A 17175-nucleotide genomic window follows, 5' to 3' on the forward strand; every position below is an offset into this window, starting at 1 on the left:
GCGTCCAAGTCACCGGCGATTTCCGCGCCGGCGACATTCGCTATGCTCTGGCCGATATCTCGAAGGCACGCCGCCTGCTGAACTGGTCCCCGCAGGTCTCCGTCAGGGACGGCCTCAACCAATTCAGCACATGGGCAAAAAAGGAGCAGGGGTGATGCGCGGGTTAATCTACAATTTGGAACTTCAAAAGGGTGAAGTCCTTGGGTACGCCACGCATTGCCTTGCGTCTCTGCGACCGGATTTCGATCGTATCTGGGTTGTAACCAACGGTGCGCCCGATTCCGACGGCCTGGCCGAACTGAATGCATGCAGCGACGAGGTCGTTGTTCTGGACAAACAACCACGGGACCACATCCGGGGGTATCTGGGCTGCATCAGCCAATTGGGTTTGGATCAGATCCAGGCGCTGGATGAACTGACCCTTATGGATTGTGACCTGATCGGTCCCGTCTACCCCTATGAAGCCATGCGGGCCAGCATGGCGGCGCAAAGCGATCTGGACTTCTGGTCAATCGCCAGCAGAAAAGACGAAGCGTTGTCAGAAAACGATCGGCAACTCGTTAGCATCTTTCTGAATTTGGGGCAGAACGTGCTGCAATCGGAGCCGTTTCAAAAGTTCCTGCAAAAACACACGCCAAGGAAAGGTTCGCCTGGCAACAAACCGGGTACCACTCCGGATCTGGCGGCCTATCTGATCAAGCACGGCTTCCAAGGCGGTGCGTTTATCAAACCTGAAGACTATGAGACGGACCATCCGCTTCTGCTGGAAATAAAAGAAACGCTGGAAGAAGCGCAGTGCCCCTTTATCCTGCTGCACCCGTTCTACAGCTCGCCGGCGCTTCAGGATGCATATCAGATCAACCTGGACCGGATCATTCCCTATCTGGAAGAAAACAGCGACTATCCGACGAACCTGATGTGGCAGGTTCTGTTGAAGACGACTTCATTGCGGTCGCTACACACCAATCTGGCCTATCAATTTACGTTTGACAGCAAATCATACGAAGGAACGCCAAAATGGGATTCTTCGCTCAAAATCGCGGCCTGTGCGCATCTCTACTACACCGAAGCGTTTGAAGAGATTTTTGATCGGGTCAGCAATATTCCACACCCGTTTGATTTCTATATCACCACCGCGTCGGACGAGAAGAAAGCGATCCTGGAAGAAAAATGCGCAGCCGCTGGAATTGAGGCAGATGTGCGTGTCGTGGGCGAAAATCGCGGGCGGGATATGTCCTCGCTGTATATCGACCTCAAAGATGTGGTGATGGAAAAGGACTATGACCTGGTTTGCCGCCTGCATTCCAAAAAGTCACCTCAAGTGCATCCAACGACTGGAAAATACTTCAAAAACTTCATTTTTGACTCGGTCTTGGCGAACAGGGAATACGTGTCTCATCTGTTGGATTTCTTTGCCACCCACCCTCATGTGGGCATGGCATTCGCGCCCATGATCCATACCGGTTACCGGTCGATGGGGCACGCCTGGTACGACAACCGGCCGATCTTCGCCGAAATCCTGGAGGACCTGAACTGCTCGGTCCCGGAAGAACCCTATTCACCTTTGGCCGCATACGGCACCGTATACTGGTTCCGTCCGGACGCCCTGCGGCCGATGTTTGACGATCAATACCAGTATTCGCAATACAATCAGGAACCCAATCATGTGGATGGCGGGTTGGCGCACGGCCAGGAACGGGCCATGACCTATGTCGCACAGGCCCGGGGTTACATGTCAGCGACCGTCTGGCCGGACTATGTGGCCGCCCAGAGCACGACGTTGATGGAATACAAGATGGACAGCCTGTATTCCTATTTCCCGATGGAGCACGTCGCACCGCACGGGCACCTGATTTCCTACGTCAATGGTGAAACTCACCGCAGCCGAACACCCAGCACATTGCGGCAGTTCGAAAGGTTTTGCAGGCCGGCGCTCAAATCGGTCGGTGCAGCGCTTGGTATCAAACGCCAGAAAAAGAACAAGCATCGCGACTTGTCGCAATTCCAGAAGTGAGCAGCCTGACGGATGTTATTCAGCAGCCCGACCTTTTTGTATGCGTTCCTACCGCTGATATTGGCAGGATGCTATCTGACCAGAACGGCCCACACGCGGAATATCCTTCTGCTGTGCGGTTCCGTGATCTTTTATAGCTGGGGAGAGCTGAAGTACCTTCCGCTCATCTTTACGGCCATTGCGATCACGCATGCTGGCACGGTCTATCAGATCAAGGGAACAAAGCATAAGCGGCTGGTAGTTTCGCTGTGTATCGCGGCCCTGCTATCGCTGCTCGGGTTCTTCAAATACTACGGCTTTGTAGCCGAAAACTTGCGCTCGGTCGGGGTCGGATTCCTGCCCGAACTGACAATTGCGCTTCCATTGGGCATATCGTTCTTTACGTTCCAGGCAATCTCGCAACTGGTCGACGTGTATCGACATAGCGACGAAGAAAAATACCAGTCCCCGACGTTGTTGCGCACTGCGCTGTATATCATTCTTTTCCCGCAGCTGATTGCCGGCCCAATTGTGCGCTTTGGGTCCGTTGTGACGCAGATGGGAAAGCGGCTTGATACCGGCAGCAGGCGCTCGGTTGGGGCCAAGCTCTTCGTCCTGGGCCTGGCGTCAAAGGTCATCATCGCAGATAAGGTCGCACCAATTGCAGACCACGCTTTTTCACTCGGGCCAGCGTTGGACATGGGGGAAGCGTGGCTGGGCGCTGTGGCCTATGCCCTTCAGATCTTCTTCGATTTTGCCGGATATTCGAACATGGCGATCGGACTGGGTCTGTTTTTCGGGTTCAAATTTCCAACCAACTTCCGCGACCCATATGTGTCCAAGTCCATGACCGAGTTCTGGCGGCGTTGGCATATGTCATTGTCCAGCTGGTTTCGCGACTATCTGTACATTCCACTGGGCGGAAACCGTCACGGTCAGGTCCGTACGGTCATCAATCTGCTGATTGTCTTTCTTGCGACCGGTATCTGGCATGGTGCCGCGTGGAACTTTGTCATCTGGGGCCTGTGGCACGGTAGTTTTCTGACGCTTGAGCGGTTCTTTGGAAAACCCCGTCAGATTGTTTTTGCACGAGTCTACACGTTGTTGGTCGTGCTGATCGGGTGGGTGTTCTTCCGGGCCGAGACGTTGGGTGACGCGGTTGACTACCTTGGCCACATGTTCGGCGCCTCGGGGGATGGCGTGATATCCCCCGAGTTCTTTCTGACGGTCAGCAATGAAGTCATGGCGATCTTCGCGATTGGTCTTTTCTTCGGCTTGGTTCCACGGCCGGTTCGCGACCGCATCTGGAAACGCCCCAACAGAATTGGCTGGCTCTCTAATATGTGGTTCACTTTCCTGCTGTTGGTATGTTTGATGTTCGTGGCCAACAGCACGTATAGCCCATTCCTGTATTTCCGGTTCTGACATGGACAAAATACTGCTCATATGCCTGCTCATACCCGTCCTGGCCGGGTTTTTCAGCAGTGATCTCAATCTTGAAAACCGCGCACAAACTGAGTTTCCTGCGTTCCCGGATTCACTGTCCGGACTGGACGACTTTTTTGCAGGGGTCGATGACTTTGTCTCCGACAATATCGGCCTTCGCAATCAGATGATTTTGGCCAAGAAGTCCTTGGATAAAAAAGTGAACCGCCAGGGCAACGCGAAGGTCATCGTGGGGCGGGAAGGCTGGATGTACTACAACGCGCCGTCGGTCATTGAACGAACAAGCGGGTTGGAATTCTTGCCTTGGCGCGTCACCAGTATCACAAACTATGTGCTCGAGGCGCAGGACCTGGCAGACAAGGTTGGGGCCGAATTTCTGGCTATTCCGGTTCCGACCAAGCACGCTGTCTACAACAAGTATATGCCGTCCTGGGCGCAAACAGACGAGTTCGAGAAATCTGAACAACGGGCCATCATCAAGAATTTGGCAGACCAGAACATACCCCTGACGGATCCCTATGTCGTTTATCAGGAATATGATCTTGACGAAACGCCTCTTTATTACAAACGGGATACCCACTGGAACAGTTTCGGTGCCTATGTCGTCTTCTATGACGCGATGAGCCGACTGGGCCTGGCCGAAAATCTTCCACCCCCGCAGGCTCTGTTGATCGGCTACAATGAAGGCACGTATTTCGGTGTTCTCGACCAGTTTATGGGGCTCAGCGAAGCCGCTGATAGTGAGGCAATTCCCGAATTGGACATGACCATGTTGCGGGCCGTCGAAGAACAAAGCGTTGAGGACTTCGAAGACCATGTTTCGATGAATTCGTACATTGTCAAATTCGATGACGGTAGCTCGGGCAAACCCAAACTGCAGATTATCGGGGACAGCTTCACGTTTGGGTTCTTTCGACCTTTCCTGGGCGCAGTTTTCAGTGAAGTACGGTGGTCGCATCATGCGCACGGCGCCTACGATAGAAACGCAGTCGAAGCGTTTCAGCCTGACTATCTCATCTTTGAGTTTGTCGACTGGGAAATACCGGGCTGGCACCTGCATGAAACACTCAAGGCGTTGAACTGATGCGGGTCTTTGATCACCAGATTGTCATGGCAACAATCTTTGAAGTTTACGGCGGAAAGGCCAGCATTCTCGCCGACAAGGCGGAACAGATCGCTTAACGAAGCGGCCGGATCACAAAGTAGCAGTTGTTATGCCGTTTTGGAGATGGTCCCGAACTCCGCCTATGGAAAAAACCGGAGAAGTTTGTAGGAATAACATCCTATCTGAAATATCCACCCACTCATACGAGAAACGATAAGTGAACGGCACCTTGACGCATCCTGACTGGTTCGACCCCGAATACTACCTGAACAGCAACCCTCAGATTCGCGAGAAAGGCATAGATCCATGGTCTCATTACTTGAAGCACGGTTATCAGGAAGGACTTAAGCCGTCAGCTGCGCCAACCCATCCTGACTGGTTTGATCCTGAGTTCTACCTGAGTACCAATCCGGCCGTCCGCGAGACAGGAATGGACGCATGGGCTCATTACCTGAAGCACGGTTATCAGGAAGGGCTCAAGCCGTCGGCGACGTCAGCCCATCCTGACTGGTTTGATCCCGAGTTCTACCTGAGTACTAATCCGGCCGTCCGTGAGACGGGAATGGACGCGTGGTCTCATTACCTGAAGCACGGTTATCAGGAAGGACTTAAACCATCGGCAACGCCAGCCCATCCTGATTGGTTCGACCCCGAGTATTACGTGAAAGCCTACCCGGAAATTGGCGCAAGCGGTCAGGATCCCTGGACCCATTTCGTCAACTATGGCTATCAGGAAAAACGTCGTCCATCCGAACTAAAGGGTGTGTATGATTTTGACGGGCTCAGCACCATTCACAGCTCTGATTTCATGCAGGATCCCGCCTTCAAAAAAGCGTATGAACGGGGTTCGAAAGCCGCCCGTGGCATCGACCATCACTGGTACTGGCGGTTCCATGTCGGTCTGTGGTGCATGCGAACCGCCATGGCGCTTCCGGGCGATTTTGCCGAGTTCGGAGTGAATTACGGCATGTTGGCATCCGGTGCCATGCTTGACCTGGATTGGAACAACCAGAACAAAACCATCTTCCTCTTTGACTCATTTGCCGGGATGAAGCCCGAACATATTGAAGGCGCGGAAGAAGGCAAAGAACACCTGTCCGAATACAACACCGCCGCGTTGTCTAATGGCTTCTATGCGATCAGTGCCGATGAAGTTCGCGCGAATTTTGCGGAATTCAAAAACACCAAGATTGTGGTTGGCTTTATTCCTGACACGCTGGATCAGTTGACGAGCGAACAACTGGCGTTTGTTCATATCGACCTGAATAACCCTGCACCGGAAATAGACGCCTTGCGGTTCGTTTGGGACAGAATCGTGCCCGGTGGAATTGTGCTTCTGGATGACTATGCTCAGAAAGGGTTCGAGCTGCAGAAACAGGCGATGGATGAGCTGAGCCGTGAGATGAATTTTCACATCTTGTCTCTGCCGACAGGTCAGGGCTTGATCCTGAAAACCTGAAATTTGAATGCCGGACACGTGGCGCGTCACGTGTCCGGTACTTTCGCCAAGCAAAGTGTATCAGATCCGTTTTGCTATTGCCGTAGAGCGCAATCCTTCAAAGCGGAACCTTTGAACCGGAACCTACGAACGGGCTGGCGAGATTCCGAGGCGGTTGCACTTCTGTGATCAGTAATCTCAAAGAAGTCCACGCGGGATTGTCTCGCGCCATTCCTTTGTCAGGACTTCGGATTTTTCGGAGCCTTCGGTCGCGCGCAATTTTCTGTCCAGGTAAAAATTCTGCTCATCACAGGTCATTTGGCCTTCCGTATGTATCTCAACCTGCCAATCGCCTCGTGCGAACGTAAATGACCAGTTGGCTTTGTACTGTGCCGTTGTCGGATCGTCCGGGTGGATCGCGTAACGCATGGCCACATGGCTGCCAACTGTCATGCCATGATAAGGATCGGTGGCCTTGCCGTAATCGTCAAATGTCGTAAGGACCACGGTTCCGTCGTCTTCCACCGAGCGCTCCGAACGTCCAGAAGGTGGCCGCAGTTGACCGGCCTGAAGTGTCGGATAATCCTGAACCGGCCCGGGATTTGATGGTGCGATTTCCTCGTGTACGTCCCGCACAGGCAACAGCAGGGCTGAGTGTTCCAGCAGCAGCGTCACTTGTGCAGCGTTGGGTGCAGGCCAGACTATTGGCCAATATGAGGTGGACAGCGCCAGACGAAGGATGTGTCCCGGTAGCAGGCGGTGGGCGCATTCGTTCAATACGATTTCCGCTTCATAGACCTTTCCGGGCACCAATACTTCTGGTGTCTCATGGCTGTTGCAATGCGTCAGGTTCAGCGCGCGGTAGGTAATCCGCTGCGACGTTCCGTCGGGGGCAACGTCACACAAACGCGCGACCAGTTGCGCCACCGGCTTGTCCGCGGTGAAGGACAGTTTCAGCCGGGCGCGCCCCAACAGGTCCAGCGGTTTTTGCATTGCTGTGCTGTCGAAGCAAAGTGACAGTGCATCATCCTGAGATTGATCCTCGGACAACTCGTTATCTATCCGCATGCCAGGACAGAAATACCCGCTTGCCTGTCCGATATGCGAGGGGCTGGCCACCATCGCTTTTTCGGCGATAGGAGCGTCCGCAAATCCACCCGGTCGCAGGTGCCAGTGCTGGGTACCAACATTGGGTGAGGGCCATTGGCTTTCGGCGATCCAGTGCCCCTGTCTTGGCTTGTTTTCCTTGGTCGGATTGAAATGTTGCTGCATATACGCCCGATAGGCGGGCAGATCCTCGGCCCCGTTCTGTTGCCCTTTCAGCCATCGATCGAACCACCTGATGACTTCCGAGTGGAAGTCCCCGGCATCCAGTTTGGCAATATGCGGATAGCGGTGTTCCCAGGGCCCGATTATAGCCTTTGCGGGTACTTCAAGATTGGCGGCCAGCGTGGGTGGTGCGTTGACATAGGCGTCCGCCCAGCCGGTGATTGCCAAAACGGGGGCCCGAATGGCTGACCAGTCTTCACAGACCGAGCCATGTTTCCAAAACCCATCTCGGGTGGGATGGCGCAGCCAGTCGGCGGCTGAAAATGGCACGTTTTCAAGCCGTTTCAGCCAGTCCTCGCGCCAATCAGGTCGCAAAGCGGGATCAGCCGGGCGCGTCAGGTAGGCAAACATCTGGCACCCCCAGTTGACGTTGTCGCTGAGCAGGCACCCGCCCATGAAGTGAATGTCGTCGGCGTAACGATCGACTGTCGAGGCGACACTGACGACCGCTTTCAACGCGGCAGGACGGCGGAAAGCCAGTTGCAATCCGTTGAACCCGCCCCAGGAAATTCCGATCATGCCGACGTTTCCGTCGCACCAGTCCTGTGCTGCGATCCAGTTCAGAACGGCTTCGCCATCGCTGAGTTCCTGCTCGGAATATTCATCATCGAACTGGCCGTCACTGTCGCCGGTTCCGGCGATGTCCACCCGGATGCAGGCATACCCGGCCTTGGCAAACACAGGATGGGTAGTTTCATCCCGCGGCGCACTCCCATCACGCTTTCGGTATGGAAGGTACTCCAGAATCGCAGGGGAAGGCCCTGTTTCCGGCAACCAGATCCTTGCGGCAAGTTTTCGCCCTTCCGGTAGTGGTATCCATGTGTTTTCGATGATTTCGACTGGCATTTTCGGACGTCACCCTTTCTGCGACCGGCTTGCATACCCGGATACCAGTGAATTCGGAACTTGGCGACGTTTTACATGTTTCGGTTCCACCGCGCCGGATTTTTTCACCACGGCGCGGTGGCGTCTTAGCTGCGCATCCGTGCGCCTTCCGGATCAAACGCACACGCATATTGAAGTTTCGCCGCAAACCGGCTGCCGGCTATGTCAAGCTGGACCCTGACGCCATCAGCGTCTTTCAGTTTGACATGGGCGAGTGCAACCGGCTTGCCGATACGATAGCCAAAAGCGGCGGACGTCGTATGACCCACAATCTTGTCTCCGGTGTAGATGGGCTCATGTCCCAGTGGCACCGCCGCCTCGTCGTCTATGATCACCGTGACCAGATGGCGTGAACTCGTTTCGCGCCGCCGCGCCAGCGCTTCGGAGCCGATAAAGGGCTTTTTCTTCGGCACCAGACTGTCCAGCCCGGCCTCGACAGGGGACGTGTCGCTGTCCAGTTCATGACCCATGGCGGCAAATCCTTTTTCGATCCGCATGGCGGTCTGGGCGTACAGGCCCGCCGGTTTTGCGCCCGCTGCCGTCAGCACTGCATAAACTGCGGGGGCGTTTTCGGCGCGCATGGTGATTTCCCAGCCCGGTTCCCCGACATATGACATGCGCACGGCCCGAACATGGCATCCGGCGATGTGCGCGGGACCGACCTTGAAATAGCCCAGTCTGGTCAGTTCGGGCGCACCGGCCTCGGTGATGATCCGTGCGGCGTCAGGACCCATCAGGCCCAGAACGGCGTAGTCCTCGGTGCTGTCGTTCAGGGTCACATCAAACCCTTCCGAGTGGCGGCAGAACCAGGCGAGGTCCCGTTTGGTCGCATTGGTGCCGACGAACAGGCGATAGTGGTTATCGGCAATCCGATGGGCGGTAATATCGCTTTCATAGGTGCCGCGTTCATTCAGTACCGCAGCATAGACGGCACTGCCCGGCGGCTTGGCCATGTTGGACGCGCATGTATGTTGCAGGAACGCCTCGGCATCCGGGCCTTCAACCTCGATCTTGCCGAAGGATGACGCATCGAAGACAGCCGCTTGCTCGTGCGCGGCTTTGACTTCATTCGCCACGTTTTCGAACCAGTCGGGTTTGCCGAAACTCATTGCGGGCTCGGCGGTTTTTCCGAAGTAGAGCGGGCGCTCCCAGCCATAAAACTGGCCAAAATGCGCGCCCGCAGCCTTGTATTCCGCCTCCAGTGGCAGGGCACGCAGGTTCCGCGCGGTTGTGAGCTGACGGCCGGGATATGCGATTTCGTAGTGGGTTCCCAGAATTTCCGGCGCCCGGGCCATCAAATGATCCAGCGAGTTGAACACAGGCGCAAAACGTTTGGCATCCGCTTCGCCCAAATCATACGCCGTGTGCCCATGAACGATGCAATGGGCCAGGTTCATCCCGGCGCCGCCACCCGAAGCGATCCCGACCGAGTTCAGACCACAGCCCAGATACAGCCCGCGTGTCTCCGCCGTCTCGCCCAGCATGAACATGCCGTCCGGGGTAAAGCTCTCGGGCCCGTTGAGCAGCATTTTGACCTCGGCCGTCTCAAGCGCCGGTAACCGGTGCAGCGCGTTCATCATCATCGGCTCGAAATGGTCCCAGTCCTCGGGCAGTAGGCTGAATTCAAAGTTTTCATCCAGAATGCCGGGTTTCACCGGTTTGCCCATGGGTTCAAAACAACCCACCAGCAAGCCGCCTGAATCGTCGCGGATGTACAGATGGCTGTCGTGGTCGCTGAGCGTTGGAGTATTTCCGACAATTCCTTCGATTGGCTTGGTCAGCAGGTAGAAATGTTCGCAGGCAAGCGCAGGCACGGCGGCGCCGGCCATGGCGCCCACTTGGCGTGACCAAAGCCCGGTGCACAAGGCAATGGCATCGCATGTGATCGTGCCGGCCGTTGTTTCAACGCCCTTGATGCGGCCATTTTCAGTCAGGATGCCAGTGACCCCGGTATCCTCGAAAATCCTTGCGCCCAAACCTTTCGCAGCCTTGATCAGTGCGGCGCACACGTCCGAAGGGCTGACTCGGCCGTCGTCCGGCGACCAGACAGCGCCGATGACATCTTCGGCATTCATCAGCGGCCAGCGTTCCTTGGCCTCGCCTGCGCTGATGGATTGCGCAGTGACCCCATAGGCTCTGGCCAGCGCCTCTTGCCGTCGGATATGTGTCATACGCCCGTCCGAGGTGGCGATGGACAGGCTGCCTTTCTGGATCCAGCCAACATTCTGGCCCGTTTCCTGTTCAAGCCGGGAATAAAGATCGACCGAATACTGGATCATACGGGTCAAGTTCTGCGAATGGCGAAGTGCGCGAACCTGTGCAGCAGAGTGCCACGTCGTACCGCTGGTCAGCTTGTTGCGTTCCAGCAGGATCGCATCGCCGACCCCCATTTTTGCCAGGTGGTACAGGGTCGAGCACCCCATAATTCCGCCGCCGATAACAATTACTGAAGCGTGGCCTGGGACAGTCATTTCGCTTTCCTGTGATTCTGATTCAAAGCCAATTTTACTCAGAATATTAAATTTGAAAAACTAGTCTAACGAATTTTATCATTCGTTAAATTATGTGAACAAGCGTACAGTTCACCACCATTCCGGAAATTTCCCGAGCGGTCCTGAGCCAATCGTTTGCGTATTGCGAGGTTTGTTAGGTCAGGGTCGGAAGACGATCATAGTCTTCCAGCCGGTCCCTCAGGAAAGAATAATCGGTGCGGGCCTGATTCAGAACGGATCGTTCCAAAACGATGTGTTTCAAGGCTTCTTCATGCTGTGGAAACGCGACGGGGCCCTTGTTTTCGTCCATCCAGGGCCAGCAGAACAGCGAATTTCCATACTGCTCACCGGCGCGGTTGAGTGACATCAGGAAAATTTGGTTCTCCATCGCTCGGGTGGTCGCGAAGGCGTGCCAGGTGGGGAAGGATTCATCCCGGAAATAGGCGCCGCAATGGGTTATCAGATCAACACCCCTGTCGACAACCAGGGTGCGGCATAGCTCGGGAATGCGGATGTCGTAGCAAATGATAGGGGCGATCCTGAACCCACGGACTTCGTAAGTCAGCAGATGCGCGCCGCGCTCAAAATACTCTTTCTCCATCGAGGCGCCGTATTGGGCCAGATGTAGTTTGTCATAATGCCCGACAAGATTGCCGTCCGGTCCCACAACCGCAATCGAGATATAGTTGCCGTCTGTCCCTCTGCGCGCGAAGCTGTAGGAAACGAAAACGCCGAACTTTAGCGCCACATCACGCCACGCGCGGAATGAAGCACCGTCCAGGGGTTCGGCAATATCGTCCAGACGCGAAAACGCCGCGCGGGAATAATCTATGCTCGACAATTCGGGCAAGACCACCAGGTCCGCAGGCCTGGCGGCCAGTTCCTCGGATACTCTTTGCGTGGACTGCGCCAGATGATCGTCGCGTTCCTGCGCAGAGTTCGTTTGCGGAATGCGGATCTGACACGCCAGAATTGCCAGTGTTTCTTCCTTCGACATTGTCAGACTTCCTTGTCCTTCCAATACTCGCCCAGCCTGATGCGATCCGCTTCAATCTGTTTGATTCTGTCTGTTGCGCTGGCCCGTTCCTCGATCGTGAAGAACCCGATCAGTGCCTCGATCAGCACCGTTACGCCGGCAAAGGAGCCAAAGAAAAACGGGGCCTGATCCTGAGCCAGCAGTGTGTGATCTGCCATGATCGCAATAGGCGACGCGGGACTGTCGGTGATCGCGATTACCTTCGCCTTTCGTTCCTGCGCAAATTCGGACACCTGAATGGCCGCGTTGGCGCAAGGTTGCAGGCTGATTGTTATCACGGTGTCCTTTTCCGAGATATCGGTGATTGAGTCGGCCAGAACACCGCCAGCGGCCTGAAGCAGGCGGAATTTGCCGCTGGTCATTCCCGCCAGATAGTGCAGGTAAGACGCGTGGGTTTGCGAAGCCTGCATTCCCACCAGATAGACATGTCTGCTTTTGCTTAACATGCGGGCGATCTCGGCGATGTGTTCCGGGTCGTTGGCTTCGAACAGAGAAGATACGTTGGTCAGCGCTGCGTCGCGCAACTGCTCCCAGAACCTGATGTTGCTGCGGCTGTCTTCCGAGTCGCTCATGGTTACGGCGCGCAGGTGATAATCCTTGATGTCGTGCTGCTGCACCTGTTTGCGATAGACGTCACGCAGCTCGCTATAGGTCTCGTACCCCAGAATTTTTGCCATGCGGGAAAAATTCGGCAGGGAAACGCCCGCATTTGTTGCCACACGGCGCATGGACAGTGTCGCGATGTCGCCCGGATGCTCAAGCATGTAGGTCGCGACGATTTTCAGAACGCGGGGAAGGTCGGGGTAAAGGTCCCTCAGGCGTTCGCCGATTTGCTGATAATCGCTCATACTACAAGTGCTCAGAACAGGAGGTTGCTCACGTTGATGTTTCCGGGTGTATTGACATGGCCCGAACCCAACAGCCTGAGCGCGATGCTAGGATGATTTTCACGTTCGTGCAATATTTCCTGACAACTGTATCATTTGAAAACATCCGGACCGGACGATGCCCTGTGTCGCGGTGTCGGCATGTCAGTCCGAGTATGTGCGTTTGCTTAGCGGAGTACTGGATATTCTGGCCTTCAACATTTCAAGAAAGGCGAGTTCTGCGGGGTTCAAACGCGCGTTACTGTGGTGAACCATGAAAAAATCGATCACCGGTTCGTTGGTGTAAGGCGGCAGGCGCCAGAGTTTGCCTTGCGCCACGTATTGGCTGGCGAAGTGGACGGGCAGGGGGCCAAACCCCAGCCCGGCAATGATCATCCGCAAGGCCTCGTCCAGGTTAGACGTGAATCCGATAACCTTCTTGTCCAGCGCCTGCTGCGCCCGCAAAAGGGCCACCGGCCTTAGGGCATCCCACAACTGGTCGGTTTTAAAGGAAACGGACGGATACTCTCTCAGGTCGCTCAGCTTCAAATCCGCTTGCCCAAAAAGAGGATGCGTCGGGCCGCAAAAGAAGCTGAAGAAAGATCTATACATGATCTCGTGATTCAGTCTGGGGTGAATTTCGTGGGCCAGGCAAAAGCCCACGGCCGCGTTCTTCTCCAGAACACTGCGCTGGACGTTTGCGCTGGACATGACGTTGATTTCAAATGTCACGTTGGGATTCTGTTCGTGAAAATCAGACAGAACCCTGTCGTAGAAAGGGCTTTCAATTCGGCTGGTTGTGGCGATGGAGACCTGACCGGTCAGATGATCCCGTGTGGTTTGGGCTGTCTGCACGGCGCGCGTGATGGTTCCGAACACTTCAACACATTCCTGATACAGGGTTTCGCCGGCCGGCGTGACCCGAAAGCTTGACGGACTGCGCTCGATCAGCTTGGTGCCGGTGCGGGCTTCAAGCCGCTGCAAGGCCTGGCTTATCGTCGGCTGGCGCAATCTCAGTCGGTTGGCTGCGCTGGTCAGGCTGCCTTCCTGGACGATAAACATGAAGGTGCGCAGCAGGTTCCAGTCCAGTTCCCGCGCCAGTCTTTCCGCCTTGGATTCCTTCATGTCATTAACCAGATCTATGATATCCATTCATATTATCTATTTGGTCTATGACAGATCTGCGCGCAACATCTTCTTGTCGTCCTGATACGTTCAGGGATTCTCGGAGGCCTGTCAGTGCAGAAATCGAATTTGTTCTATCAATCCCGTCTCCGGCGGCCTCAGGTCGACCGTGCCGAAGGGATCTATTTTTGGGATACGGAAGGCCGACGGTACATTGATGGCTCATCCGGTGCGATGGTCAGCAACATCGGACATTCGAACCCGAACGTTCTGGCTGCGATGAAGGCGCAAATGGACAGTGCCACGTTCGCTTACAGGCTCCATTTCGAAAACGCCCCGGCCGAAGACCTCGCGTCGGCCATCGCCGCGCGCATGCCGGGCGGTCTGAACCGGGTCTTCTTTGTGTCGGGTGGCTCAGAAGCGGTTGAATCCTGCGTGAAGTTTGCGCGCCAATGGGCGGTCGCCACCGGGCAGCAGGACCGCTGGAAAGTGATTTCGCGGTTCCCTTCCTACCACGGAAGCACCTTGGGTGCGCTTGCACTGACCGGGTACGGGCCCTTGGTAGATGTGTTTCGGCCAATGTTTCAGGACATGCCAAAGATCCCGGCACCGCGTTGCTATCTGGACAATGACAACCTGTCCGATGACGCGCGCGGTTTGAAATACGCCGAGATGCTGAGGGATGAGATCATCGCTCAGGGTCCTGAGACCGTGCTGGCCTTTATCATGGAACCGGTGGGTGGCGCGTCGACCGGAGCGTTGGTTGCACCGGACAGCTATTATCGCCGCATCCGGGAAATCTGCGACGAATTCGGTATCCTTCTGATCATGGACGAAGTCATGTCCGGCGTTGGCCGGACGGGCAAATTCATGGCGTCCGAACATTGGGATGTTCGTCCGGACCTGGCCGCCGTTTCCAAGGGCTTTGCCGCTGGTTATGCGCCGCTCGGCGCGATGATTGCCGACGAACGGATGGTGGACGCCGTCCTGGCCGCTGGCGGTTTTGCACATGGTCACACCTATGCAGGCAACCCGCTGGCCTGCGCGGCGGGTCTGGCCGTGCTGGGCGAAATCGAACGGCTGAATCTGCTTGAGAACGCGACCCGGATGGGTGGTGTTCTGACGACCGGCCTGCACGAGTTGATGGGGCGCTATTCCTTCATCGGCGACGTGCGGGGCAAAGGTTTGCTGATGGCGTTTGAAATGGTTTCGGATCGCGCAAGCATGACGCCGCTTCCCAAGCAACTGGATGCGTATTCCCGGTTTGTGGATATCTGCTACGACCGGGGTCTGATCACCTATTCCCGCCGGACCAGGGGCGGGCTGGAAGGGGATCATTTCCTGATTTGCCCGCCGATGATCGTAACCGAAGATCAGGTTGGCGACATTCTGAACATTCTGGATGACAGCCTTTCCGTATTTGCGCGGGAAGCCGGGCTGGAGAGCTGAATATGACAAGAAAAATCATCATAACCTGTGCGGTCACAGGTTCGATCCACACCCCTAGCATGAGCCCGTATCTGCCGGTGACACCGGATGAGATCGCGACTGCGGCTATCGGGGCAGCCGAAGCAGGGGCCTCGGTGTTGCATCTTCACGCGCGCGACCCGGAAACCGGGAAGCCAAGCGCGGATATCGACGTATTCCGGCAGTTTTTGCCGCGCATCAAACAGGCTACAGATGCGGTCATCAACATCACGACAGGTGGTAGTTCGCAGATGACGATCGAAGAGCGCCTGTCCGCTCCGTCGCAACTGTCGCCTGAGATGTGTTCGCTCAACATGGGGTCAATGAATTTCGGTCTTTTCCCGATGCGCGAACGTTTCTCGGACTGGCAACACGACTGGGAAGAGCCATTTCTGGAAAACTCTCGCGACAATGTTTTCAAGAACACGTTTCATGATATCGAGCGTCTTTTCACGCTGATGGGGGATGGGTGCGGAACACGGTTCGAGCTGGAGTGCTACGACGTTGGTCACATCCAGACCGTCGCCTACTATCTTCGGAAAAAACGGATCAAGGCACCCGTCTTCCTTCAGTTTGTCATGGGTGTCTTTGGCGGCATGGATGCCAGCCCCGAGAACTTGATGCACATGAAATCAACCGCGGACCGTTTGCTGGGTGATCAGTACCAGTTTTCCGTTCTCGCTGCCGGGCGCCAGCAGATGCCTTTGGGGACAATGAGCGTGGTGCTGGGAGGGAACGTGCGCGTCGGGCTGGAAGACAACCTGATGATCGCGAAAGGGGAACTGGCCACAAGCAATGCGCAGCAGGTGCAGAAAATTCGACGCATTGTCGAAGAATTGGGGTTCGATGTCGCATCACCCACGGATGTACGCGAAACACTGGGGCTAAAAGGCGCGGATCAGGTCGCGTTTTAGGGGGATGGCATGAAAGTCTTTGTTGATCAGGAAAAACAGCGCCAACACTTTCCTTCGGGATTTCTGGTGAATGGCCTCATGCAGCCCAATCCGGAAAAACCTGAACGGCTGGAACGGTTTTTGGATGGGGTCGCGACAGGCGGGCATGACATTCTGGCCCCCGAGGATCATGGCCTGGGTCCGATTGCGGCGGTCCACGCTCCGGCCTATCTGAAGTTTCTGTCGACGGTTTACCCGCGCTGGCAACGTATTCCGGATGCGGCGCCAGAGATTTTCCCGAACATTCATCCCGACCGCCGCACGGCGAGCTATCCGTTATCCGCCGTGGCGCAAGCGGGATACCACATCGCGGATATGTCATGTCCTATCGGAGAGCACACTTGGGAAGCGTCGCGCTGGTCTGCGAACTGCGCTGTTTCTGCAGCGCAGGCCGTGAGCGAAGGCGACGATGTCGCTTATGCGATGTGCCGCCCACCCGGGCATCACTGTTTCAGCGATCTGGCGGGTGGGTTCTGTTATCTCAACAACAGCGCAATCGCAGCGCAGTACCTTCGAAAGCAGCATGACCGCGTGGCGATCATCGATGTGGATCTGCACCATGGAAACGGTACGCAGGGCATTTTCTATGAACGCAGTGACGTCTTCACGCTTTCCATCCACGCGGATCCCGCGCGGTTCTATCCGTTCTTCTGGGGCCACGCGCATGAACGCGGAGAGGGCGCCGGATTTGGTTATAACCTCAATGTTCCCCTACCACGCGGAACCAGGGATGACGGGTTCATGAAAGGGCTGGAAAGCGGGCTTGAACATGTCCGGGCCTTTGCGCCGGGCGCTGTCGTGATCGCGCTGGGCCTCGACGCTTTCGAAGGTGATCCGTTTGGCGGATTGGCGGTATCAACGCCGGGCTTCACCAGAATTGCGGAGAAGCTGAATGAGTTGGCCGTTCCGACCGTCATCGTGCAGGAGGGGGGCTATCTCTGCGATGAACTGGGTGAAAATCTGAACGCATTCCTGTCCGGGTACTCAGGTTGATGTTGAAACGCCCCAGGGGATTTAGCAAGATGACGATCTGCAATTGT

At 55.8% G+C, this 17175-nt stretch carries 12 protein-coding genes; 7 read left to right on the forward strand and 5 right to left on the reverse strand.

Annotated elements, in window-relative coordinates; translation table 11 throughout:
* The first annotated feature begins 154 nt into the window (after positions 1–154).
* From ACR0MI_RS18240 to ACR0MI_RS18255, 4 genes are all read left to right on the forward strand, one after another.
* Positions 155–2014: a rhamnan synthesis F family protein gene (locus tag ACR0MI_RS18240; RefSeq protein ID WP_170611463.1), complete on the forward strand. Its 1860-nt coding sequence runs from the start codon at positions 155–157 to the stop codon at positions 2012–2014.
* A 12-nt stretch (positions 2015–2026) separates the two neighbouring features.
* Positions 2027–3418, forward strand: a complete 1392-nt coding sequence (locus ACR0MI_RS18245; protein ID WP_170611461.1) for an MBOAT family protein — start codon at positions 2027–2029, stop codon at positions 3416–3418.
* Between the two features lies 1 nt (position 3419).
* Positions 3420–4523, forward strand: a complete 1104-nt coding sequence (locus ACR0MI_RS18250; RefSeq protein WP_170611459.1) for an alginate O-acetyltransferase AlgX-related protein — start codon at positions 3420–3422, stop codon at positions 4521–4523.
* A gap of 238 nt (positions 4524–4761) precedes the next feature.
* A complete protein-coding gene (locus ACR0MI_RS18255; protein WP_170611457.1) occupies positions 4762–6003 on the forward strand; it encodes a TylF/MycF/NovP-related O-methyltransferase in 1242 nt (413 codons plus the stop codon).
* Between the two features lie 177 nt (positions 6004–6180).
* Here the strand turns inward: ACR0MI_RS18255 and ACR0MI_RS18260 are convergent, their stop codons facing one another.
* The 5 genes from ACR0MI_RS18260 to ACR0MI_RS18280 all read right to left on the reverse strand — a co-directional run bounded on the left by ACR0MI_RS18260 (position 6181) and on the right by ACR0MI_RS18280 (position 13742).
* Complete coding sequence (locus ACR0MI_RS18260) at positions 6181–8157, reverse strand: CocE/NonD family hydrolase (protein ID WP_170816884.1); 1977 nt, start codon at positions 8155–8157, stop codon at positions 6181–6183.
* Between the two features lie 125 nt (positions 8158–8282).
* Positions 8283–10667: a GcvT family protein gene (locus tag ACR0MI_RS18265; RefSeq protein WP_170611453.1), complete on the reverse strand. Its 2385-nt coding sequence runs from the start codon at positions 10665–10667 to the stop codon at positions 8283–8285.
* Between the two features lie 175 nt (positions 10668–10842).
* On the reverse strand, positions 10843–11685 hold the full coding sequence (locus tag ACR0MI_RS18270; protein WP_170611451.1) for a carbon-nitrogen hydrolase family protein: 843 nt from the start codon (positions 11683–11685) through the stop codon (positions 10843–10845).
* Between the two features lie 2 nt (positions 11686–11687).
* Complete coding sequence (locus ACR0MI_RS18275) at positions 11688–12572, reverse strand: MurR/RpiR family transcriptional regulator (protein ID WP_170611449.1); 885 nt, start codon at positions 12570–12572, stop codon at positions 11688–11690.
* A gap of 183 nt (positions 12573–12755) precedes the next feature.
* Positions 12756–13742: a LysR family transcriptional regulator gene (locus tag ACR0MI_RS18280; RefSeq protein WP_480441610.1), complete on the reverse strand. Its 987-nt coding sequence runs from the start codon at positions 13740–13742 to the stop codon at positions 12756–12758.
* Between the two features lie 81 nt (positions 13743–13823).
* Here ACR0MI_RS18280 and ACR0MI_RS18285 point away from each other — a divergent pair, with 81 nt between their 5' ends.
* The 3 genes from ACR0MI_RS18285 to ACR0MI_RS18295 are packed head-to-tail and all read left to right on the forward strand — an operon-like array spanning position 13824 to position 17128.
* On the forward strand, positions 13824–15164 hold the full coding sequence (locus tag ACR0MI_RS18285) for an aminotransferase family protein (protein ID WP_170611837.1): 1341 nt from the start codon (positions 13824–13826) through the stop codon (positions 15162–15164).
* 2 nt (positions 15165–15166) lie between these two features.
* The gene (gene kce, locus ACR0MI_RS18290; RefSeq protein ID WP_170611447.1) at positions 15167–16096 is read left to right on the forward strand and encodes a 3,5-dioxohexanoate:acetyl-CoA acetone transferase; all 930 of its coding nucleotides are present in this window, start codon (positions 15167–15169) and stop codon (positions 16094–16096) included.
* Positions 16097–16105: 9 nt separating this feature from the next.
* On the forward strand, positions 16106–17128 hold the full coding sequence (locus ACR0MI_RS18295; RefSeq protein WP_170611445.1) for a histone deacetylase family protein: 1023 nt from the start codon (positions 16106–16108) through the stop codon (positions 17126–17128).
* The last annotated feature ends 47 nt before the right edge of the window (positions 17129–17175 follow it).

The organism is Ruegeria sp. D4 (assembly GCF_056534475.1).

Bases quoted from the DNA above. Each gene is read 5' to 3' on its own strand.
- ACR0MI_RS18295 (WP_170611445.1), top strand. From the start codon at position 16,106: ATGAAAGTCTTTGTTGATCAGGAAAAACAGCGCCAACACTTTCCTTCG.
- kce (WP_170611447.1), top strand. From the start codon at position 15,167: ATGACAAGAAAAATCATCATAACCTGTGCGGTCACAGGTTCGATCCAC.
- ACR0MI_RS18280 (WP_480441610.1), bottom strand. From the start codon at position 13,742: ATGGATATCATAGATCTGGTTAATGACATGAAGGAATCCAAGGCGGAA.
- ACR0MI_RS18240 (WP_170611463.1), top strand. From the start codon at position 155: ATGCGCGGGTTAATCTACAATTTGGAACTTCAAAAGGGTGAAGTCCTT.
- ACR0MI_RS18270 (WP_170611451.1), bottom strand. From the start codon at position 11,685: ATGTCGAAGGAAGAAACACTGGCAATTCTGGCGTGTCAGATCCGCATT.
- ACR0MI_RS18275 (WP_170611449.1), bottom strand. From the start codon at position 12,572: ATGAGCGATTATCAGCAAATCGGCGAACGCCTGAGGGACCTTTACCCC.
- ACR0MI_RS18265 (WP_170611453.1), bottom strand. From the start codon at position 10,667: ATGACTGTCCCAGGCCACGCTTCAGTAATTGTTATCGGCGGCGGAATT.
- ACR0MI_RS18260 (WP_170816884.1), bottom strand. From the start codon at position 8,157: ATGCCAGTCGAAATCATCGAAAACACATGGATACCACTACCGGAAGGG.
- ACR0MI_RS18245 (WP_170611461.1), top strand. From the start codon at position 2,027: ATGTTATTCAGCAGCCCGACCTTTTTGTATGCGTTCCTACCGCTGATA.
- ACR0MI_RS18250 (WP_170611459.1), top strand. From the start codon at position 3,420: ATGGACAAAATACTGCTCATATGCCTGCTCATACCCGTCCTGGCCGGG.